Source organism: Secundilactobacillus paracollinoides DSM 15502 = JCM 11969, assembly GCF_001311135.1.
Classification (GTDB): Bacteria; Bacillota; Bacilli; order Lactobacillales; family Lactobacillaceae; genus Secundilactobacillus; species Secundilactobacillus paracollinoides.
In genome coordinates, this window is the sequence record NZ_BBAG01000006.1 from 57,854 (window position 1) to 84,499 (window position 26,646).

General features: G+C 48.5%; 18 protein-coding genes and 6 pseudogenes. 13 read left to right on the forward strand and 11 right to left on the reverse strand.

The annotated features are described in order from the left end of the window. Positions 1-5: 5 nt before the first annotated feature. The 5 genes and pseudogenes from acnA to JCM11969_RS04085 all read right to left on the reverse strand — a co-directional run bounded on the left by acnA (position 6) and on the right by JCM11969_RS04085 (position 6,268). Positions 6-2,643: pseudogene (gene acnA, locus JCM11969_RS04075) on the reverse strand (aconitate hydratase AcnA). A gap of 529 nt (positions 2,644-3,172) precedes the next feature. After that, a pseudogene (locus JCM11969_RS20815) lies at positions 3,173-3,906 on the reverse strand (alpha-amylase family glycosyl hydrolase); the annotation flags it as partial. A 56-nt stretch (positions 3,907-3,962) separates the two neighbouring features. Beyond that, positions 3,963-4,130 (reverse strand): alpha-amylase family glycosyl hydrolase, encoded by a 168-nt coding sequence (locus JCM11969_RS20285; protein WP_369523188.1) that lies wholly within the window; start codon positions 4,128-4,130, stop codon positions 3,963-3,965. Between the two features lie 17 nt (positions 4,131-4,147). Then, a complete protein-coding gene (locus JCM11969_RS20290) occupies positions 4,148-4,852 on the reverse strand; it encodes an alpha-amylase family glycosyl hydrolase (RefSeq protein WP_369523189.1) in 705 nt (234 codons plus the stop codon). 24 nt (positions 4,853-4,876) lie between these two features. After that, positions 4,877-6,268 (reverse strand): SLC45 family MFS transporter, encoded by a 1,392-nt coding sequence (locus JCM11969_RS04085; protein ID WP_054708570.1) that lies wholly within the window; start codon positions 6,266-6,268, stop codon positions 4,877-4,879. Between the two features lie 169 nt (positions 6,269-6,437). Between JCM11969_RS04085 and JCM11969_RS04090 the strand changes: the two are divergent. Both JCM11969_RS04090 and JCM11969_RS04095 read left to right on the forward strand, forming a co-directional pair. Further along, positions 6,438-7,423 (forward strand): annotated as a pseudogene (locus JCM11969_RS04090) (LacI family DNA-binding transcriptional regulator). Positions 7,424-8,072: 649 nt separating this feature from the next. Next, positions 8,073-8,924: an aldo/keto reductase gene (locus JCM11969_RS04095; RefSeq protein ID WP_054708573.1), complete on the forward strand. Its 852-nt coding sequence runs from the start codon at positions 8,073-8,075 to the stop codon at positions 8,922-8,924. A gap of 121 nt (positions 8,925-9,045) precedes the next feature. On the opposite strand, the pseudogene JCM11969_RS04100 reads toward JCM11969_RS04095, so the two are convergent. The 3 genes and pseudogenes from JCM11969_RS04100 to JCM11969_RS04110 all read right to left on the reverse strand — a co-directional run bounded on the left by JCM11969_RS04100 (position 9,046) and on the right by JCM11969_RS04110 (position 11,440). Continuing rightward, positions 9,046-9,893, reverse strand: a pseudogene (locus tag JCM11969_RS04100) (NAD(P)H-binding protein). Positions 9,894-10,055: 162 nt separating this feature from the next. After that, a pseudogene (locus JCM11969_RS04105) lies at positions 10,056-11,001 on the reverse strand (nucleoside hydrolase). 157 nt (positions 11,002-11,158) lie between these two features. After that, entirely contained in the window at positions 11,159-11,440 is a 282-nt protein-coding gene (locus tag JCM11969_RS04110; RefSeq protein ID WP_054708576.1) for a hypothetical protein, read from the reverse strand. 1,451 nt (positions 11,441-12,891) lie between these two features. Here JCM11969_RS04110 and nhaC point away from each other — a divergent pair. The 4 genes from nhaC (at position 12,892) to lplA (ending at position 17,021) form a co-directional block, all read left to right on the forward strand. Continuing rightward, on the forward strand, positions 12,892-14,283 hold the full coding sequence (nhaC, locus tag JCM11969_RS04120) for a Na+/H+ antiporter NhaC (RefSeq protein WP_054708582.1): 1,392 nt from the start codon (positions 12,892-12,894) through the stop codon (positions 14,281-14,283). 542 nt (positions 14,284-14,825) lie between these two features. Next, on the forward strand, positions 14,826-15,068 hold the full coding sequence (locus tag JCM11969_RS04125; RefSeq protein ID WP_054708585.1) for a lipoyl domain-containing protein: 243 nt from the start codon (positions 14,826-14,828) through the stop codon (positions 15,066-15,068). Between the two features lie 61 nt (positions 15,069-15,129). Next, positions 15,130-16,023 (forward strand): lipoyl synthase, encoded by an 894-nt coding sequence (gene lipA / locus JCM11969_RS04130; protein WP_054708588.1) that lies wholly within the window; start codon positions 15,130-15,132, stop codon positions 16,021-16,023. Continuing rightward, positions 16,020-17,021, forward strand: coding sequence for a lipoate--protein ligase (gene lplA / locus JCM11969_RS04135; protein WP_054708591.1), 1,002 nt, complete (start codon positions 16,020-16,022; stop codon positions 17,019-17,021). Before lipA ends, lplA begins: the two co-directional genes overlap by 4 nt. Positions 17,022-17,194: 173 nt before the next feature. On the opposite strand, the gene JCM11969_RS04140 is transcribed toward lplA, so the two are convergent. Continuing rightward, entirely contained in the window at positions 17,195-17,662 is a 468-nt protein-coding gene (locus JCM11969_RS04140; protein ID WP_054708594.1) for a DUF8821 family protein, read from the reverse strand. Positions 17,663-18,742: 1,080 nt separating this feature from the next. On the opposite strand from JCM11969_RS04140, the gene sufC reads away from it, so the two are divergent. From sufC to sufB, 5 genes are read left to right on the forward strand one after another with little or no spacing between them, the layout of a single operon-like run. Continuing rightward, positions 18,743-19,537 (forward strand): Fe-S cluster assembly ATPase SufC, encoded by a 795-nt coding sequence (sufC, locus tag JCM11969_RS04145; RefSeq protein WP_054708597.1) that lies wholly within the window; start codon positions 18,743-18,745, stop codon positions 19,535-19,537. A gap of 13 nt (positions 19,538-19,550) precedes the next feature. Beyond that, on the forward strand, positions 19,551-20,855 hold the full coding sequence (sufD, locus tag JCM11969_RS04150) for a Fe-S cluster assembly protein SufD (RefSeq protein ID WP_054708600.1): 1,305 nt from the start codon (positions 19,551-19,553) through the stop codon (positions 20,853-20,855). Beyond that, complete coding sequence (locus JCM11969_RS04155) at positions 20,836-22,080, forward strand: cysteine desulfurase (protein ID WP_054708603.1); 1,245 nt, start codon at positions 20,836-20,838, stop codon at positions 22,078-22,080. The genes sufD and JCM11969_RS04155 overlap by 20 nt, the downstream gene beginning before the upstream one ends. Beyond that, complete coding sequence (gene sufU, locus JCM11969_RS04160) at positions 22,061-22,531, forward strand: Fe-S cluster assembly sulfur transfer protein SufU (RefSeq protein ID WP_054708606.1); 471 nt, start codon at positions 22,061-22,063, stop codon at positions 22,529-22,531. Before JCM11969_RS04155 ends, sufU begins: the two co-directional genes overlap by 20 nt. A gap of 4 nt (positions 22,532-22,535) precedes the next feature. Beyond that, the gene (gene sufB / locus JCM11969_RS04165; protein WP_054708609.1) at positions 22,536-23,942 is read left to right on the forward strand and encodes a Fe-S cluster assembly protein SufB; all 1,407 of its coding nucleotides are present in this window, start codon (positions 22,536-22,538) and stop codon (positions 23,940-23,942) included. 394 nt (positions 23,943-24,336) lie between these two features. Here the strand turns inward: sufB and JCM11969_RS04175 are convergent, their stop codons facing one another. Together JCM11969_RS04175 and JCM11969_RS04180 are read right to left on the reverse strand one after the other, a co-directional pair. Further along, the gene (locus JCM11969_RS04175) at positions 24,337-25,002 is read right to left on the reverse strand and encodes a Fic family protein (RefSeq protein WP_054708612.1); all 666 of its coding nucleotides are present in this window, start codon (positions 25,000-25,002) and stop codon (positions 24,337-24,339) included. A 178-nt stretch (positions 25,003-25,180) separates the two neighbouring features. Then, a pseudogene (locus tag JCM11969_RS04180) lies at positions 25,181-25,635 on the reverse strand (flavodoxin). 199 nt (positions 25,636-25,834) lie between these two features. Here JCM11969_RS04180 and JCM11969_RS04185 point away from each other — a divergent pair. Both JCM11969_RS04185 and JCM11969_RS18675 read left to right on the forward strand, forming a co-directional pair. Continuing rightward, positions 25,835-26,170 carry a metal-sulfur cluster assembly factor gene (locus JCM11969_RS04185; RefSeq protein WP_054708613.1) on the forward strand — a complete coding sequence of 112 codons (336 nt, stop codon included), beginning with the start codon at positions 25,835-25,837 and terminating at the stop codon, positions 26,168-26,170. A 21-nt stretch (positions 26,171-26,191) separates the two neighbouring features. Further along, positions 26,192-26,641 (forward strand): helix-turn-helix domain-containing protein, encoded by a 450-nt coding sequence (locus tag JCM11969_RS18675; protein ID WP_225353125.1) that lies wholly within the window; start codon positions 26,192-26,194, stop codon positions 26,639-26,641. The last annotated feature ends 5 nt before the right edge of the window (positions 26,642-26,646 follow it).

Consider the following 26,646-nt stretch of genomic DNA (forward strand, 5'->3'; position numbering starts at 1 on the left):
TCACCTCACAATGACTGACTGCCAGGCGCAACCGACAGTTTGGTTTGAACGATCAGCGGGAGGATCCCACCGTGCTGGTAGTATGTCCAGTCGGTAGGGGTGTCGAACCGGACGATAGTGTCGAAGGTGGTCTGGTGATCCCCCTTTGTCGCCGTGACGTGGGCAGCCTGACCATCGACCTGGATGTCAAAGGTTTCGGTCCCATCAAGCCCGAGCGTCTCCGCCGTTTGGCCCGGTTTGTATTGCAGCGGCATGACGCCCATCATCACGAGGTTGGCGCGGTGAATACGTTCAAAAGATTCCGCAATGATGGCCTTCACGCCAAGGAGTTGAACACCCTTAGCAGCCCAGTCACGAGACGACCCCATGCCATAGTCTTTACCGGCCAGAATGACTAGTGGCGTCGCCGTGCGTTTGTAGGCCTGGGCTGCCTCGTAAATGGTCGTTTCTTTGTTTTCGGGCAGGTAGGTCGTGAAGCCGCCGACCTTGTCCGGCGAGAGTTCATTTTGAAGTCGGATGTTGGCCAGTGTGCCGCGCACCATGACTTCGTGGTTGCCGCGACGAGCGCCGTAAGAGTTAAACGATTTGATTGCTACACCCTTACTGAGCAGGTACTTGCCAGCGGGGGTGCGGGCACCGATGAACCGGCCGGCGAAATATGGTCGGTCGTGATGGAACTGCCCAGCTTTGCTAACACGCGCATGTTGGTAAAATGCGGCTGCTTGGGTTGCGCTGCATTGCTGGCAAACGGCGGTTCTGCAATGTAGGTGGATCGGGCATCCCACTGATACGTTTTCGTCGTGGGGGCTTCCAGGGCATTCCAGGTGGCATTTTGTTTCAAAATTGACGCGTAGTTTTCGGCAAACTGTTCAGGTTTCAGAAAGGTCTGAGTCAGGGTATCAATGGTTTGATCGTCTGGCCACAGATCGTTGAGATAAACGGGATGGCCGTTTTTGTCGGTGCCGACGGGGGTGGTTGTCAGGTCGATGTCGCAGGTGCCGGCCAGCGCATAGATGACGACGAGTGGCGGTGACGCTAAATAAGTATCCTTGATCAGCGGGTTGACCCGACCCTCAAAGTTCCGGTTGGCACTTTCTACAGCGGCCAGCGGATATGGATTTTTGGCAATCTTAGCCTGCAGTTCAGGTTCCAGTTGGCCGGAGTTGCCAATGCAGGTCGTGCAGCCGTAGCCAACCAGGTTAAACCCTAGTTGGTCCATGTATGATTGCAGGCCAGCCGCCTTCAGGTAGTCAGAAACGACCCGGGAGCCGGGTGCAAATGACGTTTTAACGTACGCTGGAACCTTAAGTCCTAACGCTACGGCTTTTTTACAAATGAGCCCAGCTGCAATCAGAACTTGCGGGTTGGACGTGTTGGTGCAGCTGGTAATAGCGGCGATGCCGAGTGAACCCGGACGCAGGTCAAATTGTTGCCCAGCAACGGTTACTGGATAGGCTGGCATGTCGCGGCGACATCAAATTGATGGGGCATTTCGGCAAGTCTGACAGTGTCTTGCGGCCGGTTTGGTCCGGCGACGCTGCTGGTGACCGTGCTGAGGTCAAGGGCGTCTGTTTCTGTGTAGTGGCGCTGTGTGGTTTCGTCATCAAAGAGCTGGTTTTGTTTGGCGTAGGTGGTAATGAGGTCCACTAACGTTTGTGACCGGTTCGTCAGTTTCAGGTAAGCTAACGTCTGGTCATCAATTGGGAAGTAGCCACAGGTGGCACCATACTCGGGTGCCATGTTGGCAATCGTTGCCCGGTAAGCAAGTGGCAGAGTGGCCAGACCCTGACCATAGAATTCAACGAACTTGCCGACCACGTTATGTTCCCGCAGGAGGTGGGTCAGCGTTAAGGCGAGATCGGTTGCGGTGACACCGGGTTGCAAGCGGCCGGTCAGGTTGACGCCCACCACTGTTGGCATCGGCATGGTGGATTTTTGCCCCAGCATGCTGGCTTCGGCTTCGATGCCGCCAACGCCCCAGCCAAGCACACCGAGGCCGTTGATCATGGTCGTGTGTGAATCGGTGCCGACAAGGGTGTCAGGAAAGGCAAGTATCGTGCCGTCAGCCTGTTTTTGACTGCGAATGACGGATGCGAGATATTCCAGATTGACCTGGTGAATAATCCCGGTATCAGGCGGAATGACGGTGAGGTTCTTAAAGCTGTTCTGCGCCCATTTTAGGAAGGTGTAGCGTTCCTTATTACGGGCAAATTCCTTTTGCACGTTGACATCAAAGGCGTCGTTGGTGCCGGCCAGGTCGACCTGAACGGAGTGATCAACAACAAGGTGGACGGGCACTTCGGGGTTGATCTCATCGACGTCACCGCCAGCAGCTGCCACAGCATCGCGCATCGCTGCCAGATCAACCAGTGCAGGCACACCGGTAAAGTCCTGGAGAATGACACGTTCGGGTTGGTGCGCCACGTCCTTATCGTGGTTGTTGTCCCAGTCCGCAAAAGCGTCTAAGGCAGTTTGGGTGTCTGGCTCCTGACTTGCCCGCCGAAGAGCCTCTTCTAAGAGAATTCGAATTGTATAGGGGTACGTGGCAACGTTTTGGCCACGATTCGCCAAGTAGGCTGCGATGTCGTAGTACAGGTAACGGTTGCCATCTTGTTCAAAGTAACGTTGGTACGTTTGATCCATATCACCACTCACCATCTTTCAAACCGGCTGTAAAATAAGAAATAAATTAGATATAGTATTTATTCTAATCAAATACTAATTAATCTTAAATTTAGTTGTTTTTAATGGCTTAGTCAAGGATAAAAATGAATTTTTATTTAAAAACTGTGACTTATTCCATTTCAGTATTAACAGGAGAAAAAGCGCTAAAGACCGAAAATGAAGATAACTATGCCAAAATGATATGCGGATATGAAGAATTAATACGCGTTTGTCCACCATGAAATATTCGAGAATTGTATAATAACTGATAAATCGATAATTGGTATAGATAGTCATAATTTTGAATATTCACTTTTATAATGCATAAATATCTTTTTTGCTGTGTGAGTGTGACCAGCCTAATAAAAAACAGCACCGCACCTCACAGGAGGCGATGCCGTTTTATTAAGTTACCGTTTAGCCTAATGACCACCGATCAGCCATCACTGTCAGGCATAGTTGGGTTGAATACCTGACGCTAAAATGTAATTTAATTCGGTGTATTCATTTAATGGTTGAACTGGTAAACCTTGGACTCGTAAGGCCGCAGAACGCTGCCTTGGTCATCGTCGTAATTACTGATCAGTAGAGTGTCGGCTTGTTGCTGCCCATAATCGCGAGTGACGGCGCTGTTAGTAAAGTTACTGATAACTAGTAGCGTTTGGCCGTTATAGTGCCGCTTGTAAGCAAACACATCCACGTCGTCTGGGTCAAGTAAGTCAAAGTCGCCCAGTTTGATCAGGTCGCTGTCATGTCGCAGCGCAATGAGTTTTTGGTAATAGTAGAAGACGGAGTTTGGATCAGCTAGCGCAGCCTCGGTGTTGATGGCCGTGTAGTTCGGGTTCAATGCAAACCAAGGTGTGGCAGCTGAAAAGCCGGCGTTTTCTGAGTCATCCCACTGCATTGGTGTCCGGGCATTGTCCCGTGAAATATGAGAGAGATACGCTAGCATTTTGTCAGCGGGCACGATTTTTTCGTTTGTCACAAGGTCCTGGTAGGCGTTGATCGATTCCAGGTCTTCGTACTGATCCAGGGCGGTGTAGTGCACGTTTGTCATGCCGATCTCTTCACCCTCGTAAACGTAGGGAGTCCCCTGCATCATGTGCAGCGTTGTGCCCAGCATCTTGGCTGAAACGACCCGGTACTTCGGGTCATCGTTGCCAAAGCGCGATATGTCCGTGGCTGGTCATGGTTGTTCCAGTACAAACTGTTCCAACCCTTACCGTTTAACGCCACTTGCCAGCGCGCAAAGGCCTGCTTGAGTTCGGGGAGTTTAACGGGCTGATCATTCCACTTGCCTAACCGACCATCTGGGTTAGGGGATAGTTCACGTGCTGGAACTGGAAGACCATGTTGAGTTCACTGCCATCCAGATTGGTGTAGTGAACGGCGTCTTCCGGCGTTGAACCAGGCATTTCACCAACGGTCAAGATATCATCATACTGAGAGAGCACTTCTCGATTCATTTCTTGCAGATAGTCGTTTAATTTTGGCCCATCAGCACGAGTGGTTCCACGTTCCCGTATTCGGCGCCGTCAGCCTGTGGGGCATCTGGCAGGCCCTCGGGTTTAGAAATCAAATTGATGACATCCATCCGGAACCCGTTGACGCCCTTATCCAGCCAGAATTTCATGAGGCTGTAAACCGCTTGCCGGACGACTGGGTTTTCCCAGTTTAAATCCGGCTGACCAGGGGCAAATAAATGCAGATAGTACTGGCCACGCGCAGGTTCGTAGGTCCAGGCTGAGCCAGAGAAGTACGAGCCCCAGTTATTTGGTTCGTGGCCGTCAACGGGATCACGCCAAATATAATAGTCTGCGTAAGGGTTGTCCTTAGATTTGCGGCTTTCCTGGAACCATCTGTGTTGGTCAGAGGTGTGGTTGACAACTAGGTCCATCAGCAATTTCATCCCGTTGTCGTGCACCGCTTTAAGCAGGGTGTCAAAATCGGCCATGGTGCCATAGGCAGGCTGAATGGACTCGTAATCGGAAATGTCGTAGCCGTTATCCTGGTCGGGCGACTTATAAATCGGGTTGAGCCAGAGTACGTCGGCACCCAATTTCTTCAAATAGGGCAGCCGTTGCTGAATCCCTTTTAAATCACCAATGCCGTCGTTGTTACTATCCTGAAAACTGCGCGGGTAGATCTGGTAAACGACCTCGTCTTGAAATGAATGTGTTGCTGTCATAGTACGATCTCCTTTGAAAATAAATTAGTGAGTTGCTGGTTTATCGAATTTTGAATGCACGATTCTGACGGATACCGCTGCAAGTAACAGTGAGATCCCACCAATAATGAACATGGCCGGCATAAAGTTGTGCACCATCGGGAACAGCCAGAAGCTGGCGATGGAAGCAACGATTTGCGGCAAACAAATACTGCAGTTGAAGAGGCCCAGGTACGAGCCTTCGTTTTCACCGTTTAACGCTTCGGTCAACAGTGAGAAGGGCTGGGTGTTCATGGTGATATAGGTGATCCCAATCAGGCAAAATGGCAAAATTAAGAGGTACTTATCGTGAATGAAGAAGATTGAGATGTAGCCGATCGCACCCGCAACGAGGCCGAATTGGTACCAGAATTTCCGGTGTTCCGGTTTTGTCCGTGCCTGGACCAACATGCCCCAAACAACGGAAGCAATGGATTGGATGCAGGTCAGCACACCGTACCAGTTCCCAGCGGCTTGGTAGCCAGCGGATGAGGCGTTGCTGGTGTGCCAGACGTTGATAGAAATGGCACCGGTACTGTAAGTCCAGAGGTATAAAATTGCGAACCAGGTAAAGAACTGGACAACGGAGACTTCCCAGAAGACCTTTGGGGCTTTCTTGAGTAATTCCCAGAGACTCGTTTTTGGCTGGGCCTTAGTCGTATCGATGCCGTGGTAGTCAGCGTAGGTTTTTGGATCATATTCGTGAACTTGAGAAATGGTGTAAAGCGAGGTGATCAGCAGTACAGCAGCGGCCAGATAGAAGGCAATCTTAACGGTCGTTGGCACTTCACCCTTTGGCGCCACGTTGGCGACGCCCATAAAAGCGAGCACGAAGGGGACAAGTGTGGCCAGCACACCGCCCAAATTTGAGAAGGATTGCTGCCATGACCAAGCGAGGTCTTTTTGATCTTCGTTGACCATGTCGCCGATCACCATCTTAAAGGGCTGCATGCAGACGTTGGAGGACAGGTCCATGAACAACGTTGCGATAGCGGCAAATGTCAAGGCTGCCGCCGAGCCGTAACCGAAGCCAAACGAGCCAGCGTTTGGTAACAAGATTAACACAATTGCGGCGACGGGTGCGCCAATCAGCAAGTATGGCATGCGTCTGCCAAATCGTTTCGACCAGGTCTTATCTGAATATTTCCCGATCAGCGGTTGAATGACCATTCCGGCCAGTGGTGGCAAAATAAAGAAGAAGCCCAGCTTATTCGGGTCAGTCCCAATCGTCTGGAAAATCCGACCCAACTGTGATGATTGCAATGAAAACGCCATGTTGACGCCGAAAAAGCCAAACGTCATGGCAAATATAGTAGATAATTTCAGTGTCGGCAGCCCATGCTCTTGGGGCTTAACGTCCGGCACATCTGAAGCGTTGCTAACAGGTTTCGCGTTCATAAGGTGGTGCCTCCCTAAAATGTGTTCGTAATCGATTACATTTCCGATACTAACACGTAAAGTAAACGTGTACAATACTTTTAAATCAACAACACAAACGTTTACTTACATAATCGACAAAATATGCTAAACTGTAAGTATTGATAAATCCAGAAGGGGGCAGTCGTTCATGACAGTAACAATCAAGGACATTGCCGAAACAGCAAACGTATCCATTGCTACCGTATCACGGGTTCTCGCTAATAAGGAAGGCTTCTACTCTGAAAAGACCGCGACTAAAGTCCGACAGACCGCTGAAAAACTCGGTTATCGGAAAAACACAGCTGCAGTTGAGCTGGTCACACAACGAAGTCAAGTGATCGGGGTGATCGTGTCCGCCACCAAGACCAACTTTGCGAACGACATTATTGCGGGCATTCAAGACGAAGCGTTTAAGCATAATCTCAGCGTCATCATCTTATATGCGGGTGAGTCCGATGTTGACCAGCAGCACCGCGCTCTGCAAACTGTCATCGAACGCTCGGTGATGGGCATTTTGATTCTTGCCATTCGCCCGGCGGATGCCGACATCGCGATGCTGCGCGCAGCCAATATTCCGCACGTCTTTTTGTCGACGTCATTTGACAGCCAACAGTTGCCCTTTATTGGCTCAGACGACTTCGCATTGGGTATCAGGCGACTGACTTCCTGATTAAAAAAGGCCACAAGAAAATTGGAATCGCTGCCATCGACCGCCACTCTTATATCGGCACGCAACGTATTTTGGGATTTCAACGCGCAATGGCCGACCACGACCTGCCAACGAAACCGGAATGGATTCAGGACGGCAAATTCACCTACGACGATGGCGTTGAAGCCATGACGACCTATGGTGCCCAGACGGAACTTGACGCCGTTATCGGGACAAGTGACCTGGCAGCAATCGGCGTCATGAACCAGGCCGTTGCGTTTGGCCTATCGGTGCCGGATGATCTAGCCATCATGAGCATTGACGGCACACAAATGGTCAAAATTGTTCGACCTCAGATTACGAGTGTCACGCAATCGTTCTATGAAATGGGTAATCGTGGGATGAAAATGATGCTGCAACGTGACATGGATAAGTTTGAGTCGCAGTATACGCCGTTTCGAATCGATGAACGGGATAGTACGTAGAGTATAGAGCGTCTTTCTATTGTGTTAGTGCTTTAATAGTGTTGACCAGCCGCTTCGTTGCGCCGTTCGGCCCTGCAGGCTGAGGTGGGGTCGCTTCGGAGCTATTGAATTTCCTTTAGAAATTCAAGGATCTTCAACGTCTCCCGTATTAGTAACCGACCAAAGAGCGGTCGCTAACTACTACCGACACCACAGCCTGCAATGCCGAACGGCTCCACTACGCTACGATACTGGGTAAAGTTAACATAGATGATAAATCTTCAAAATTGGTGTCATGTAACCTGTTAATCAATCGCTACCGGTTCCAAGCGCATTGCGAGAAGCATTGCTGTCAATGGGCTTACCGCAGTCAAGGTCGGTTACTGATGTGCGAGACGATGGAGATCCATTCGAGAGCTGCTAAGCAGAAATCGAATTAGCTTCATCGCGAGCCACTACGACGGCCTACCAAATTACGGAATGCAACGGACTAACAACTAATACTGGAAAGTTACTTTCAGAAAGGCTGTTCAGCTATATATCATAGAAGCACATCGACTAAAATCGCACTTTAAAACACGCCTAGGTTGCCACTAGCACTCGTTATCGTTAAAATTAACCACGTAAGCATCAACCGTTCAACAAAATTCCGAAAGGTGGTTTTTGAACAATGCATAATGATATTCCTGATATTCCGTTAAATAACGGCAATACGATTCCTCAATTAGGGCTTGGCGTCTTCCAAGTCGATAATGCGCAAGATACAAAGGATTCAATTAAGTGGGCCCTCGATGCTGGTTACCGCCACATTGATACGGCTAAGTTGTACGGCAACGAGCAGTGGGTGGGCGAAGCCATTCGCGAAAGTGGTATTCCACGTGAAGACATTTTCGTCACGTCGAAAATTTGGAACGACGTCCGCGGTTATGATGAAACTAAGACCGAGTTCCAAGCAACACTGGATCGTTTAGGGTTTGATTATTTGGATATGTACCTGATCCACTGGCCAGCACCGGGTTATGTTGATAACTGGAAAGCTATGGAAGACCTGTACAAAGCAGGCAAGATCAAGAACATTGGTGTTTCAAACTTTGTACCATCTCAGCTGGAAGATCTCATGAGTCAGACTGAGATCAAGCCTGCTGTGGATCAAATTGAAACGCACCCTTATTTCCAGCAAACTGACCTGCACGCCTACCTTGAAAAACAGGGTATCGTTCACGAATCATGGAGTCCACTTGGTGGTGGTCGGAACAACGCAATCAACGATCCGTTGATTCAAAAATTAGCCAAGGACCACAATGTTACCCCAGCACAAATTGTGTTACGGTGGCACGTTGAACGTAACGAAGTAGTGATTCCCAAGTCCATTCATGAAGACCGCGTGAGACAGAACCGCGACATCTTTGCGTTTGGCCTGGACGAAGCTGAAATGGCAGAGATCGCCAAACTCGACCAGGGTAAACGGGTTGGACCAGATCCGGAAAACTTGGATTGGTTGAAGAAATCTCAAGAAAAATGAAGCTTGATAAAACGGGCTATTAACCGTTTAAAAAAACTGAAATAACACAAAAAAACTGACCACCTGGTAGGACATCCAGGTGGTCAGTTTTTGTTTGGGGGGATCAATCAGTGTTATTTAATTAGGCTTGTAAAACTTCAGCTAAAGCGGCGTCTAAAGGTGTTAACTCGTGACCCAGGACTTCTGGCAGATCCGTTGAGGTCTTGGCTAACTCACCGTCGCGGATGAGCTGTTGGATCATGGTGACGACACCGGCAGTGCCTTCATCCAACCCAGCGGCTTGCAACCCTTTGTTGTAGTCATCAGTGGTCAGTGACTGAACGGCAAAGTCACCTGATAACGCATCGGCGAGTTGGCTGTAGGTCAGTGGTGCGCCAGAAAACTCGTAAACGGGTTTTTGGGAGTCGCTCGCCAAAACATTGGCGGCACCCTCAGCATATTCACGTTCTAGCGCCCAGCCAACTTGGCCGTCGCCACCGGCGTAGACGAATGGTTTGCCAGCTTGCGCGTCCTTCAACGTTGCGAGTTCGTTTTCGAGGTACCAGTTGTTTCTTAAAAACGAGTGAGCGATGCCGGAATCGTTGAGCGCCTTTTCAGTGGCCTTGTGATCAGCTGATAGCGGTGACGTTGCGGTATCCGCGTGTGGAAAACTGGTATAAGCAACGTAGCCCACACCGGCAGCCTTCGCGGCGTTCACAACGTTAAGGTGTTGCTGTTCACGAGAAACGGGACCACCAGGTTGGGATGACACAAAGAGGAGCCGGTCGATACCAGCAAGGGAAGCTGTTAATTCAGCTTCATTATCGTAATCGCCGGGACGAACTGTCACACCGGCAGGGACAAGTGATTCAACTTCTTCGTGTTGCAAGCTAACGCCACGATGTTTTCTGGTGCGACGAGTTGGGTGAGGGTTTGGAGTGCAGCTTGACCAAAGTGGCCGGTCGCACCTGTAACGGCATAGGTTGTCATAGATTAAGTACTTCCTTTTTTGAGTTTTATGTTGTTACTTTAAAAGTACCTGTGATATTCATTGTAACAGCATTTAAAAATACGTCAACCACTTTCGTCAAAAAAACACCAGGAGAGTCAACACAAACGTGTGGCCTTCCTGGTGTTACAGTCTTTAATGATTTAATTTAACGTTGAAGCGCGTTTTGCAAGATCATCCACCTGGTCAAAGAAAGCCTGTTGATCCACTTCAGTGACGAGTGTGATTGGCCGACCAGTTGCTGTTTCAAAGGTCCGGCCAGCGCCAGGTCCGGTAGTGAGGACATCACCCTGAACCTGTTTAGTTGAGACAATGTCTGGATATTCGCTGGCGACCGTGTTGAGCACGTCCCAAAGGTAGTAGGTTGAGTTGGTCTCAAAGTGTTCCAATGGCGGTACCAGTGCGTAGCCTTGACCCATGAGATCGATGGCAGCGTAGCGGCGCAGTTTAGCCAGTGCTGCCGAATGGCGGGCGTCAATGGAATTTGGCGGTCGATTCGAGGCCGACCATCTGAATCGGAATTGCGGTCGCAAATACCGTTTTAACCGCCTCTGGGTCCCAGTAAGCGTTCCACTCAACGGTGCCGTCCTGCTCAGGTTCGGCGACATTGCCGCGGTCATCCATTGTCCCACCCATCCAGCACAGGCGGTCGATCTTCGTCTCAATGGCTGGTTCGGCCTTAAGTGCCCGCGCCAGATCGGTCAGTGGCCCGGTCATGACCAGCGACGTTTTGCCGTCCGCACTCATGATTTTTTCAACCATGTCCAGGTGGGCCGGTTTGTCAGTGACAGGTGTTTTAACAACACCCCGTTCGTTTAAAATCGGGAAGGCATCAAATGAAAAAGTGCTTAGCCGCCACGCCTTTGGAAACTGGTTAACAGGGCGCGAGTCTGACGCAGCCACTGCCAATGACCGATCATGACCAAAGAGATCGATAATCTTTCTCGAGGCTGAAACGGCTGGTTCAAGGTATGAGTCGGCGCCAACCACACCAACTCCGGTGAGCTTAACATCTGGCACCTGCATCAGCAGCAACAACGAGACCAGGTCGTCAACGTTCCCATCGTGGTCTAAATACACGTTATGAATCATTGTGATTCCTCCTTTAGTTGCTTTTTATTATACGCATAAACACGAATAATTACTATATTTATAGCGAAAATGTTAATGAAATAAGCTAAAAGCAGCGAATTAGATCAAAATAAAAACGTGTCGCAAGTAATTTACAACACGTTCGTTCGCTTATTTATTTAAATGGGGCAACTGATTGTTCTTTCGCCTGTTTGATCAGTTCATCAGAGAGATGATTCAAAATTCCAAGCGGCACCTGAACAATGGGACTAAACATATTCGGGTGAGCCGGATCCGGTACTTCAGCCGTATTTTTGCGGTTAGGCACGATTGCTTCCAGGTCGCTGCGGTCAAGGTTGAGCTGACGCGCGTAGTAGACCACTTCCTGATAGGAAATATTTTTGAAGTAAAAGTAGTAAGCTAGTCCCGCGGCAGCGATGTACCAAAAATGGACCAAGCCATTCCAATGTCAGATGGGCGTAAGAGTTTAAAGGCAATACAAATAATAACAAAAATGACGTAAATTGCGATACTCAGCAAGCGCCATTTCGTATGATGCGTCATGCAATCAGTCCTTTATTTTGGGTTGGAAACGGTTATCATAGAGAACAGTTTAATCGTTTGTGCAGTGGGTTTCAACCGGAATCTTGGACCAGAATTCAAGAAAAGTCGCTTAAAACTGCTCGAAAACAAAACGAATGTGATTAATTTGTCCGTTGCATTCCGCAATTTGGCCGACCGTCGTAGTGGCTCGCGACTGAGCTAACTCGATTTCTGCTGCGCAGCTCTCGAGTGGATCTCAGTCGTCTCGCACATCAGTAACCGACCAAAGAACGGTCGCTAACTGATGTCGACACCACGACAACCTGCCAAATTGTTCCATTCCACTGACGTTGAGCTTGCTTTTTCCACTAGTTAAGTTTCGCAATGGCGTTAAACCAAGTTTGCAGAGAATCCGCCCTCGACTACTAGTAAACCTATTGTTAGCAATGCTTCTCATAATTTGCTAGTCACTGTTTACGATTGATTAGTAGGTTCATGACACCATTTAAGAGGACTTACTATCTATAATGACCATTACAGGTATTATGGCGTCGTGGAGCTGTTCAGTATTGCAAGCGGAGCAATCCAGCTCAGCCTAGAGTCGAAAGATGCAACGCAGTGACGTGATAGCGATATTTAGAACACTCGACACAAGAATCTCATCCCGTTTTAATTGACCTTTCCAATCCCACATGTTAATCTGTGAAAGGATTATTTGATGGTCAACTCAAGTAGGGTCTCATCTGGGTGTCAGAAAGTCGGTGGTTGCTGCGAACCGATCAGGATGATGACGACGAAATACTGACTGTCAATCGTACGGATAAAAACTAGAACCGATATCATCTAGTGAGTGAAGGCCCAAACTGGGTCTTAAGCTGGGTGGTACCACGGTTAGCCAAATCGTCTGTCGCGACAATAATTGTTGCGGTGGGGGCTTTTTTGTAGAGTGCGGAGCGAGGCGGTTAAGGGGCAGAATGTAAGGGACTCTGGCAGAAATGCCCGATCTTGGCATTTTTGCCAGAGTCCCTTACATGGCCGCCCCTTGCCTCGCGGAGCACGTTTCGGCTATGAGCCAAGAAAGCGTGCGGAAAGAAGCGGTTAAAGAGCGGCAGGTAAGGGATTTTCGGTATAAAATTCCCGAACTTGGAATTTGTGCCAGAGTGGCCTTAGGCAGGAGCCTTTGCCTCGCGGAGCACGTTTCGGCTATATAGTCGAGAAAGTAGTGCCACGCGTTGGCTATGAAGCCAAGAAAGAATGCAAATAAGCCAAACAATGCATCAATACCCAAGCATCATCACCTAGTCACCAACGTACCATCCAACTAAACCAACCGAACGGGAAAAGAAAAAAGAGGGGGACAAAAACATGCAAAAAACACCAAAAGTAAGTTTCACCGAAGCCATCCTAGTCCTATTGATGATGCTGATCATCATGGGAACGGGCGTCATCGGTTTCGGTATCAGCCCACAAATTCCAGTATTATTAGTTATTGCACTGGTCATGTTATGGGCACGCATTAAGCATTTTTCGTGGGAAGACATCCACAAAGGCATCACAGAAGGGGTCACCACAGGAATCGTGCCATTATTCATTTTTATTTTGATTGGGGTCCTGATCAGCGTCTGGATCGCAGCGGGAATTATTCCGTCATTAATGGTGGCTGGTTTTAAGATGCTCAGCGTCCAGTGGTTCGTGCCTTCCGTCTTTCTGGTCTGTGCGTTGATTGGGACTTCGATTGGGAGTGCGTTCACTACGATTTCGACGGTCGGCATCGCCCTATTCGGGATGGGGACGACAATGAGTCTCAACCCAGCGTTGGTGGCCGGGGCCATTATTTCCGGCGCTATTTTTGGGGATAAAACGTCACCGCTGTCAGATTCCACAAACTTGGCGTCGGCCATTGCGGATGCTGATCTGTTTAAGCACATTAAGAATCTGATGTGGTCAACGATTCCAGCATTTTTAGTTTCCTTAGTCCTGTACGCCATTCTTGGGCACAACACGTCAAGTGACGCGCTAACGAAAGTGTCGACCACCGTCAACGTGCTCAGTGGCCACTTCTGGGTCACTTGGTGGGCAATTTTACCGATCCTGGCAATGTTTGTCTGTGCCTTCCTGAAAATTCCGGCAATTGCGACACTGATGATCAATATCGGTATCGCCGTTGTGATGATCTTCATTCATGATCCGGCCATGTCCGTGCAAAAACTTGTCACGATGATGGAAACTGGCTACGTTGCCCACACTGGCAATCAGGCAGTGGATACGTTGCTGAGTCGGGGCGGTATTACGTCCATGATGTCAACGGTGTCGCTGATTATCATGACGCTGTCGTTGGGTGGTCTATTAATGAAGTTTGACCTGATTCAAATTGCGATGGACCCGTTAGTGAAACGACTTAAAAGTGATGGCAGCCTGGTCACAGCCGGCATCTTTGGCGGTATTGCTGTCAATCTGTTCGTTGGGGAACAGTACTTATCGACGATTTTACCTGGGAAGGCCTTTAAGAAGCCGTTTAACGACCATGGCCTGGATAACCTGGCGCTGAGTCGGGTGCTGGAAGATGGTGGGACCGTCATCAACTACCTGGTGCCGTGGGGCGTTGCCAGCTCCTTTGCGGCCGGGACGTTAGGCGTACCAACGCTGGCCTTTCTGCCATTCTGTTTCTTCAGCCTGTTATCACCCGTCTTTTCCATTTTGAGTGGGTTCACGGGTATTGGATTGAAACGGCTGCCTGAGAAAACAACTGCTGAATAATTGAAAAAGGCGTTAATTAAGACAGACGATGGTGTCTGTCTTTTTTTGTTGAATATGACAATTTTAGATTAACCTAGATGAAAACAACTTTAGGAAAAGAGTGGTTAGAAGACGATAGATTCCGATTTTATTGAAATTGGGTAAACTAATTGTATCTATTATTAATTACTTAATTATCGGGGCAGACTTGAGTTGAATATGATAGCGCTTTCTAAAATGACTGAAATCCCGTGTCAATTAGGAAATGACTAGCCTTTTTAATATATTATAGATACCATAACTAATTATTTATCAAAAATAAACCCATTTGAAATCTAATTCACATATATAAAATAAGAATGCCATTTGCCAAGAATATTCTGATATACAGGCATATAAATCCGCCATGAAATTTAATGATTTTTTGAATACGCTGATGTGTGCTAAACCCTTGCTATAAAACAGTTTCTAAGGGTTTTTCCTAATAATGTTTTGAACCGGGTACCATCCGGATTTTTCGTGCTATATTGGGGTCGTAAACAAAACAGTGAGGAGCGATTCAAATGCTAAAAGAAGTGCACATGCCAAAATTAAGTCCAAAGTCAGATGAGTATTTCTTCGGAAAATGGTTGAAGAACGTTGGCGACGATGTTAAGGAAGGCGACGTTTTGTTTGAAGTTGAGACCGAAAAAGCGGTTAGCCAAGTTGAAAGCCAAGAGGCCGGGGTACTGAAGGCACAAAACGTTGCCACCGGTGATGCCACTAAGGTTGATGACCTAGTCGCTACCATTCAAACTGCTGATTAATTAACACTACTAATAAAATCGCGAAGTGGCCTGACCCACTTCAGAAAGCTGAGTGAGCATCATGACAAAACACGAACACGCAAACGTCTCCGTCGCCACGAAAAAACCAACCTGGTTAAAGGTGACCTATGACCAAAAGAAAGTTGATAAGATGGAGGACATGCTCAAGGGGATGAAGCTCAACACCGTGTGTGCTGAAGCTAATTGTCCTAATCTGGGTGAATGTTTCGGGAGCGGGACCGCTTCATTTATCATCCTTGGCCCGAACTGTACCCGAGCATGCCGGTTCTGCGACATTCCTCACGGTAATCCGCAAAAAGTTGATCTGTTCGAACCGCTTCGGGTTGCGCAAGCCACTAAAAAGTTGGAATTAAGCCACGTGGTTGTGACCAGTGTTGACCGGGATGATCTGCCAGATTTAGGCGCTGACCAATTTGTCCGCACCATCCACGCCATTCGTGAATTGAACCCCGATACCACCATCGAAGTGCTGACCCCTGATTTCCAAGGCCGTACCGACTGCCTCGACAAGGTGATTGCCGCAAAGCCTGACGTGTTCAACCACAACATGGAAACAGTCCGGTCGATCACTCCTAAGGTTCGGAACCGGGCAACGTACGATTGTTCACTCGGCGTTTTGAAGTACGTGAAGGAACATGCGCCTAAGGAAACCTACGTGAAGACTGGGATCATGCTTGGTCTTGGCGAAAAAGACGACGAAGTTTACCAATTAATGGACGACCTGCGTGCCGTCGACGTTGACTTCTTGACCATTGGCCAGTACGTCCAACCAGGTCCAAAGAACTACCGGTTGCGCGAATGGGTCCCAATGGAACGGTATCAAAAATACTACAAGGAAGCCATGAGTCGCGGCTTCAAGTTCGTTGCCAGCTCACCACTGGTTCGGAGTTCATACAAGGCAAAGGAAGAGCTGGAGTCCGTTTATAACAAATGATCACCCTGCCAGTGACATCGCGGGACGTTTACCATAACTTCGCGCTGGAATATTATCTGATGACGGCACACGCCTTCAACGAACCGGTCTTCATGCTGTGGACGACGCCAACGGTGATGCTCGGCAAGTACCAGGACGCGTTTTCAGAACTTGATTTAAACGCTGTTGACGCGCACGGCCTCACGGTGGTCCGCCGGTATTCGGGTGGCGGGACCATCTATACGGATGAGGGCGGCTGCCAGTTTACGTTGATCATGCCGGACCAGACAAATGACCTGGATTTTTCACAGGGATTGACGCTCATTCAACAAGCGCTGGTTGCTGTTGGTATCCACGCCACGACAGATAGCCGAAACGACTTGGTCGTTGATGGCCTGAAAGTGTCTGGCAGTGCCCAGTACGATGAACCTGGCTACAAGTTGCATCACGGCAGTTTGCTGTTTGATTCTGATATGGCCACAATGGCCAGCGTGTTGAAGGTCGATCCGGTCAAACAAAAGGCGAAGCACATCCATTCTGTTCACCAGCGAACGATCAATTTAAAGGCTCAGAAACCAGACTGGACACCTGAACAGTTTCGACAGGGGATTATTGACGCCGTTAGTTCGGCAAACAATTGCCGAACGGTGACGCTGACGGCGGCCGATGAAGCCCGGATCAGTGAGATCGCCGCGGAACGGTTTGCTGACCCAGCGGTGATCTATGGTGACCGGCAAACCTTTCAGATGACGCGTAAGCGCTACGTGAAGGGTGGCGGCTTGGTTCAGATCGATTACAGCCTGAATGATGGTCGCTTATCGGCAGTGCGACTTTCTGGGGACTTCTTCAGTAATTTAGATACCAGCCAGTTTAGTAAGGCGTTATTGGGTAAGCCGTTTGACCGCGAGATAATGAAAACAGTGATAGCGAGAAAACTCAGTGTGACACCGATTTTGGGCATCACTGCTGAGCAACTCGTTGAGGTGTTATTTGATGACAAGAAAGCAGTTGAGAAATGATGTGATTTCTCAACTGCTTTTATAGTCTAAAAATGTCCTTCTAGCACCCGCGCCGAAACGAGTTGCACAAACCAAAGACTTGCACAGAAGCGGACTATGTTACAAAATCCAAACCCAGGATTTTATAACATAGTCCGCTTCTGTGCAAGTCTTTAACCGGTTTGTTCCACTCTCTAATCTGGATAGTCGCCCTTGATCTTAAAGAACGACCCGCGAATCGTACCGGCAAGTTTTGATTTTTGTCGGGCAAACTTGAATTTGCCTTCAAACACATCCGGGATGTCCATACCGTCTGAAAGCTTGAAGCCAACGGCGCGCTTCCCGCCGTCTTCCAACGTGTACAAAACGTTGATCGACAGCCCGTTTTCGTAAAAGACATAGGTCCACCGCACACCATCGACAACGAAGTCAGAAACTTCCAGCGGCTTGTATGGCAGCACCATATCCCGCTCTTTGAGGATCGTGTTCACGCGGTCGATCAATTCCGGGTGGTCACTAGCCGGTTCTGTGACATATTCATGCTTGTACTTGTTCCAAAAATAGCGCGCCTCGTTTGCCCGAAGACCAGCCAGCGCGTCAACAACGGGTGACGATTCTAGCCCCGTTGTCTCCACCGTTTTAAAATTTACTTTATAGGTCATAAGCCTGCTCCTTTGTGGATGCAACTTCCTGATACCTACCCGCATCCTTAGTCTAAAAATATGAAGTTGCTTCATTATACTGCTAGTTGTTCTTAAACAGTAGTCTTGGATTTATTTGGGGGAAACGTCGGATTACGTACTGCCATTATGAAGTGGGAAAAGCCCGTTGCATTGCGCGATTTGGCACTCCGATGTGGTGGCTCGCGAATGAGCTAACTCGATTTCTGCTGCGCAGCTCTCGAGTGGATCTCATTCGACTCGCATATCACTAGGTGACCGAAAAACACGCCCACCAAGTGATATCGACACCGCAACTCCGTGCCAAATCGCTCCATTCCACTCGTAATCAGCAAGCTTGTCGCTTTAGGCTAAGTATCGACATCTAATCAATTCCAGTTTGCAGATTATCCGCCCTCGACTGCAGATAACCGATTATCAGCGAACCTGGTTGAATTGAGGCCGATGGGTGGAAGTTTGCAGTTAAAGTTTCACTGCACGTAACGTTCTGTTATCAAGGTAAGCGATAGCACTTTCCTAAAGTGAACCGCAAATATCAGCGTAGTGGAGCCGGTCGGCATTGCAGGCAGTAGTGTCGGTGTTTGTTGGCGAGGGTTCTGTCCTCGCCTACAAACACGGGAGACGGAGGAGATCCTTGAATTTATGCAAAGAAATTCAATAGCTCCGAAGCGACCCACTACATCCTGCAGGGCCGACCGGCGCAACGAATCGGCAGTTAACCTTGGGCCTCACTCAAAATTGATGGGATAGTACCAGGAATACGATTATGACAACTATTCCAATGAATAATGGAATACTCAAATGAAGGAATTCACTAGTGACAAGGAAAAACGCAATGATAGCGCTATTTCAGAGATAGGGGAAATGCCTAATTCTTTTTGAACTGCCAGAATACTATAATTTATTTATGTAAAGGGTAAAGCCCATTTAACCGCCTTTTGTGGCGGGTTCCGGTAAGGATTATGAGAATATTATGGTTCTTAGGAATATTTAATAGGACTTGATAATACTCGTTAAAAGAGTAATTTAAAGATAATCACTTTCTGTGGAGGATGATAGATAATGGCTACTTTGGAAGTTAAAGATTTACATGTTGAAGTTGAAGACGAAGAGAAACAAACGAAACGTGAAATTTTAAAGGGCGTGAACCTGACCATGAACACTGGCGAAATCCACGCCATCATGGGCCCCAACGGGACAGGGAAATCAACCCTTTCTCAAACGATCATGGGCCAGTCAGCCTATCATGTCACTCAAGGTGATATCTTATTAAACGGCGAATCCATCATTAATATGCCGGTTGACGAACGGGCACGTAAAGGCCTGTTCCTCGGGATGCAGTACCCCGCTGAAATTCAAGGGGTGACGAATGCTGAATTCTTACGGGCTGCCATGAATGCCCGCCGTCCTCAAGATGACCAGATCTCTGTTATGGCCTTCTTGAAGGAACTTGATAAGAACCTCGACCTGCTGGATATGAGCCAAGAGATGACAGAACGTTACCTCAACGAAGGCTTCTCCGGTGGTGAAAAGAAACGAAATGAAATTTTACAATTACTCATGATCAAGCCATCATTTGCCTTACTTGATGAAATCGACTCAGGGTTGGATATCGATGCCCTCAAGGTCGTTTCAAAAGGGGTCAACTCCCTACGTGGCGACGACTTTGGTTCACTGATCATTACCCACTATCAACGACTGTTGAACTACATTGTGCCTGATGTCGTTCACGTGATGATGGGCGGTCGAATCGTGAAGACTGGCGATGCTGAATTGGCTCAAAAGTTGGAAGACGAAGGATACGCTGGTCTGCGTGACGAACTTGGCCTGGACGTTAACCTGGTTGACGAAGACTAAGGAGGGGTAATCGATGACAGAAGCAGTTCAAAATTATGAAACACTCAAAACGGACGTGGCGGCTGCAGCGAAAGCCCATAACGAACCGCAATGGCTCGTTGACCACCGGGTGGCCGCTATCGATGACCTGGTCGACCTTGGGTTTCCGAACATGCAGCGGTTTCGGTACAGTGACTGGACGCTGACCCCAACGGATGAACCCCTTGAATTTAAGGATTCTGACAAGGCGTTAGCAGCCAGCGTGCCGTTGGCCGAAGACCGAATCCAGTTTGTTCAAGCAGGACAAACGACCGTCGCTGTTAACCTACCAGACGATTTAAAACAACAGGGTGTTATCCTAACCGACCTGTTTACCGCCCTGCATGACCATGCTGAACTGGTTGAAAAATACTTGTTCCGTGAAATTAAATTAGGTGAGGACCGGTTGACGAGTTATCACGCCGCTTTCTTGAACTCAGGGTTATTCCTGTACGTACCAAAGGGCGTTGAGATCGAAAAGCCAATTGAAGCCTACCTGATTCAAGATAGTACCCGCAAACAACCCATGGTTTCCCACGTTTTGATTGTGGCAGAAGACAATGCTAAGTTCTCTTACATTCAACACATGGCAACGGTGGGCGACGAAGAAAACGCGGCGAGCGCTGCCGTTGAAATGGTAGCAAAGCCAAATAGTGAAGTGCACTTCTCCTCACTGGATGAATTGGGCGAGCATACCACCGGCTACCTGAAGCGTCGTGCGAACATCGGCGATAACGCAACGGTGGATTGGGCCATCGGCTTAATGAACGACGGGAAAACGGTCGGGGACTTTGACTCCGAATTGATTGGCCAAGGTTCTAAGGCCGATTCCAAGGTCATTGCGGTGACCTCCGGCGATCAGCGGGAAGGCATCAACAACCGCGTGACGAACCACGGGAAGCGCTCAACTGGATTTATCCTGCAACGGGGCGTGCTGTTGAAGAAGTCTGAACTGGTCTTTAACGGGATCGGCGATATTATTCACGGGGCTTCCGGTGCCAATGCGGAACAGGAAAACCGGGTCTTGATGATGTCCAACGAAGCGCATGGGGACGCGAACCCGATCCTCTTGATCGATGAAAACGATGTGTTGGCCGGTCACGCTGCTAGTGTGGGCCAAGTCGACCAGGAACAGATGTACTACCTGATGAGTCGGGGGATTGCGAAGCCAACTGCCCAACGGATGGTTATTCGCGGGTTCCTCAGTGCCGTTATCGGTGCCGTACCGCTCCCGGAAGTGCGTCAAGAAATGATCGATATTCTCGAAAGGAAGCTTGAAGATGGTCAACAACTTGAATAAGGTCGCAGCAGATTTTCCAGTTTTAAACCAAAAAGTTAACGATGAGCGGCTTGTTTATTTAGACAACGCCGCCACCGCCCAGCGTCCCAACCAAGTTGTTGAGTCGTTAGTCCACTTTTATCAAAACGATAACGCCAACGTGTTACGCGGGGTGCACACCCTGGCAGAACGTGCCACTGCTGAATATGAAGAAGCCCGGCGCAAGGTGCAACACTTCATCAACGCACCGGAACCAGAAGAAATCATTTACACGAAGGGCTGTACTGACGGGTTGAACCTCGTTGCCAGCACCTATGGTGAAGCGAATGTCGAAGCTGGCGATGAGATCGTCATTTCCATTATGGAACACCATAGTAATCTGATTCCTTGGCAGCAATTGGCACTCAAGAAGCACGCCACGTTGAAGTATATTCATTTAACGGATGATGGTGAGATTGATCTTGAAGAAGCCAAAACGCTGATCACCGATAAGACGAAAATCGTTGCCGTGGCCCACGCCAGCAACGTGATGGGGACTGTTAGTCCCATCAAGGAACTGGCCGCAATTGCTCATCAACACGGGGCAGTATTTGTGGGTGACGGGGCGCAATCCGTGCCGCACATGGCTATTGATGTCCAGGATCTGGACGTTGATTTCTACGCCTTCTCCGGTCACAAAATGATGGGGCCAACTGGAATCGGTATTCTGTACGGCAAACGAGAATTGCTTGAAGCAATGCCGCCCTACCAGTACGGTGGTGAAATGATCGGGTTCGTGCACCAGTTTGAAAGTACCTGGGCTGAATTACCCTACAAGTTCGAAGCCGGGACGCAAAACATTGCCGGCGCGATTGGGTTAGGCACCGCCGTTGACTACCTCGAAAACATCGGGATGGACAACGTTCAGGCGCACGAGCAAGCACTCGTGAACTACTTGTTGCCTAAGCTCGAAGCGGTTGATGGTGTCACGGTTTACGGCCCTCAGGACCCAGCAAAACACACCGGCGTTATTGCGTTTAATTTGGATAACCTGCACCCCCACGACGTAGCGACTGCCTTAGATATGGAAGGCATCGCCGTTCGGGCCGGTCACCACTGTGCGCAACCACTGATGGCATATCTTGGACTGACCGCCACTGCCCGTGCCAGCCTGTATTTATACAATACCGAGGCGGACGCTGACAAATTACTCAGTGCAATTCAGGAAACAAAGGAGTTCTTTAATCATGGGACTGTCAAAGCTTAATAGTCTGTATCGCGAGGTCATCTTGGATCATTCAGATCACCCGCACCATAAACATCAACTCGATCACGCGGATAAGACCATTACCCTGAAAAACCCAACCTGTGGTGACGTGATCAATCTCGAAATTGAATTAACGGATGATGATAAAATCAAAAACATCGGCTTTACCGGCGACGGCTGCACGATCAGTCAGTCCTCTGCCAGCATGATGACCGATGCAGTGATGGGCAAGTCAAAGGAAGATGCCCTGCATATGGCCAAGACGTTTTCCGACATGGTCATGGGTAAGGAACATCCACAAGCCGACTTGGATCAGCTCGAGGACGCAGCCATTCTGTCGTCGATCATGAGCTTCCCAGCACGAATCAAGTGCGCAACGCTTTCCTGGTGGGCCTTACAACGGGCCTTACTTGGCGAAAACGGTGCCCAGACAACGGAGAAGGAGGATTAGGCATATGAGTGAAATACCTGATAGCATTAAAAACGACCAAGATTACGAATACGGGTTCCACGATGATGTGAAGCCAGCGTTTACCACGGGGCGTGGCCTGACCGAAGAAATTGTGCGTGAAATTTCTGCTGAAAAGCACGAACCGCAATGGATGTTGGACTACCGGTTAAACGCCTATAAGATCTATAAGGAAATGCCATACCCGGCATACGGACCTGACTTGACTAAGCTTGATCTCAAGAACATGCGATATTACCAAAAAATGACCGACAAAAAGTACCGGGACTGGGAAGATGTGCCAGATGACATCAAGAAGACCTTCGACCGGTTAGGGGTGCCCGAAGCTGAGCGGAAGTATTTGGCTGGGTCCTCTGCGCAATACGAGTCAGAAGTGGTCTACCACAACATGAAAGATGATTTCGATAAATTAGGCATCATCTTTACGGATACCGATACCGCATTACGTGAATATCCAGAGCTATTCAAGAAGTGGTTTGGCAAGTTAGTTAAGCCGTTCGACAACAAGTTCGCTGCCTTAAACGGGGCGGTCTGGTCTGGCGGGTCCTTCATTTACGTGCCGAAGGGTGTGCAAACGAAGACACCGATCCAATCGTACTTCCGGTTGAACTCTGAAAACTCAGGTCAATTTGAACGGACATTGATCATCGTCGACGAAGGCGCCCACGTGGACTACGTTGAAGGGTGTACTGCACCAAACTACTCAACGGATAGTCTGCACGCGGCCGTTGTTGAAGTGAACGTGGAACGTGACGCCTACTGTCGCTACACCACGATTCAAAACTGGTCTGATAACGTGTATAGTTTGGAAACCAAGCGGGCCGCTGCTGAAGAAAATGCCACGATGGAATGGGTCGATGGCAACTTGGGGTCAAAGGTCACCATGAAGTACCCAAGCGTTTATCTTAACGGCCGTGGCGCTCGTGGGACCATGTTGTCCATCGCCGTCGCAAGTAACGGAATCCACCAAGATTCCGGTGCGCGGATGATTCACAACGCGCCAAACACATCGAGTTCAATTGTGTCTAAGTCCATCGCGAAAACGGGTGGTTCCACGGATTATCGTGGGACAGTCCGGTTTACCGAAAAGTCAGACGGCTCAAAGGCGCACGTGGAATGTGATACGATCATTATGGACGACCAGTCATCGTCGGATACGATTCCGTATAACGAAATCTATAACGGTAATGTGGCCATGGAACATGAAGCGAAAGTTTCAAAGATCTCAGAAGAACAACTCTACTACCTGATGAGTCGTGGCATCTCGGAAGCAAAGGCAACCGAAATGATCATCATGGGCTTCGTGGAACCATTTACGAAGCAGCTTCCAATGGAATATGCGGTGGAGTTGAATCGGTTGATTAGTTTTGAGATGGAGGGGTCAATAGGGTAGAGTGTGGAAGAAGGCGTTAAGGGGGCGGAGCGTAAGTAACTCTGGCAGAAATGCCCGAACCTGGCATTTTTGCCAGAGTTACTTACGCAGTAGCCCCTGCCTTCTGGAACACGTTTCGGCAATGTGAAATGAGAGCACGTCGCAAGCCGCACAAAGGCAAAGAAAAGTGCAATCCGATTCTGGATTTTTTGCCAGAGTCCGTTACATGGCGGCCCCTTGCCTTCTGGAACACGTTTCGGCAATGTGAAATGGGAGCACGTCGCAAGGCGCACGAAGGCGAATAAAAGCTGATTCCAGTGTTCCACACAACAGCGCTATAGAACCACTCAATTCCTATAAACATCAAAGCAAAAAATCCTGTCTCACCAAAAAATGGTGAAACAGGATTTTTAGTCTATTTTCCCTGACGCGTTAACCCATGAATACAATTTTCATAAAGCCACGCTAGCAACGGCGCATCATCACCAGTTTCATAATAAGCCGTCAGTAACCGATTCCATTCAGGTAGCTGTACCTCGGTAATATTAACCAGACCGGTGCCAGCATTGATCATAATATAATTAGCTGCCACAATGGAAGTGCGTTTGTTGCCATCCCAGAATAACTGTTCTCGGTCGGCCCGCAGCATGTAGCGTAGTGCCTTTTCCGTGGCGGACAGGTTACTTGTCATTAAGGTGTTGATCCACAAGGAAACAGTCGTATTGTTAGGAATATTTGGAACATATTTTGCATCTTCAGTGTAGATCTGTCCATCACGAAGCTGGCCCCAAACCAGGGCTTCATTTTCGGCAACAGCAGCGTTGATCCGACAAGCCATTGTCAGCGAGAAAGGCGCGCTACAAGTGAGAACAAGATGCCATGCGTGCTGTAAATTCGTAATGATCAGTAACTCATCTGGCGTAATGGTGGCTGGTTGATGGCCATCTAAAATAGAATACACATCTTGTTGCGATACCGTCACACCTTCGAATTTTGAATTAGCATAAATGAGTGCTGGCAGGGTGACTGCTAGCAAGCGATGGTTTTCTAAAGGTGAAAGGTGGTGTTTATCTGCCAGCATAACGTTGTACAACTCCTTTATTCTGTTTATGGATAGCCTATTAATACTAGATGAAAATGGCAAGTAAAGTATGCTGTGATGGCACTATTTGTACATAAAAAGGGGAAGCCTTAGAATCGACCATCCCCTTATCAAAAGGCTATTTTGTTAAAGCTAACATTGACTTTAAAATAGTTGTTTAAGCCCCTTGCGAAACGCTCTTCAACAACGAATCAGTAAAGGCATCCAAGTGCTTCTTATCTTCATCATCAGCCTGCAGGTTAATGAACAGCGGTTCAGCACCACGAGTGGCGCCAGTTCCGGCAATTTGTTTGTCAAAATAGGTGACTGCTTTGCAGTAGTCGTCGCCGTAGAAGGTATCACCGGAGCCTGTCACACCAAAGACTTTTCCGGTGAGATCCAAGTCCTGGATATCATCGTAGAAGTCCATGCCTTCGTCGGGGAGCTCACCCTCGCCGTCGGTATAGGGCACGATAACGATCAGGTCATCGTCTTCGAGGTCTTCAGCGTCAGCCTGTGAGATCTCGGTTAATTCAGGGTCGAGGCCTTATCTTTAAGTTGTTGCACAACAATTTCAGCAACTTCTTCGTTATTTCCAGTAAGTGATGCATAAATGACGGATGCATTCATCAACAATCAACACCTTTCACTTAAAAAGTATAGCATTGTTCAATTTTTTACTTAATAAGGGAAATGACTAATTCCACTAGGAATATTTCCGTGGCATAATTAACGTAACGTGAGAATATTTTAATCTTTGACTTGAATACGGGCTCAATTTGCCCGTTGATCACACCGAAATCACCAAAAAAACCTAACGGAGGGGTACACCATGGCAGACGAAGAATTAGGAACGGAATTTTCACCCATTGAAAACAAGGCTATGACAGCACTTGAGGACGTCATTGATCCAGAACTGGGCATTGATATGGTCAATCTTGGTCTGATTTACGACATCAACGTGGACGACGATGGGGCGTGCGTGGTCACGATGACGTTGACCACCATGGGCTGCCCACTCGGGAACCTGTTAAACGACCAAATTACCCAGGCGATCGTTTCTGTCGATGGCGTGACGGCCTGCGACATTAATTTAGTCTGGGAACCAGCATGGGACATGGACCGGATGAGTCGTTTCGCGAAGGTTGCGCTTGGGATTCACGGCTAGATATAGAAATGGATGATTGAGATGAACATAAAAAAATTTGTGGACCGCAGAAAAGAATTGCGCATTTCTCAGGTGAAAATGTGTGAGGGCATCTGCACCCAGTCCACGCTAAGTAAGTTTGAATCCAGTGGTCGGGTACCGTCACTGGTGATCTTGACCCAGTTATGTACGCGGATTGGGTTGACCATTGATGACCTGAATTCGGATGAGATTTCGTCGACGAACCAGATTCAAAAACAGTTGGATACAGCGGAACGGAAACTTGCCATGGGTGATTACCAAACGGTGCTGCAGACGATTTCTGGCATCGATGAGGAGCAGATCAGCCCGATTCCGTTGCGGATTCAGTTCTACTATTTACGCGGGATGTTAAACGCACTGATCAACCGCGCACCAGAGGTCGTTTTATACGATTTCTCGCAGATTTTAAACGATTTAGATGAACGCACGATACGATTTTTTCGCAATTAGCCTAC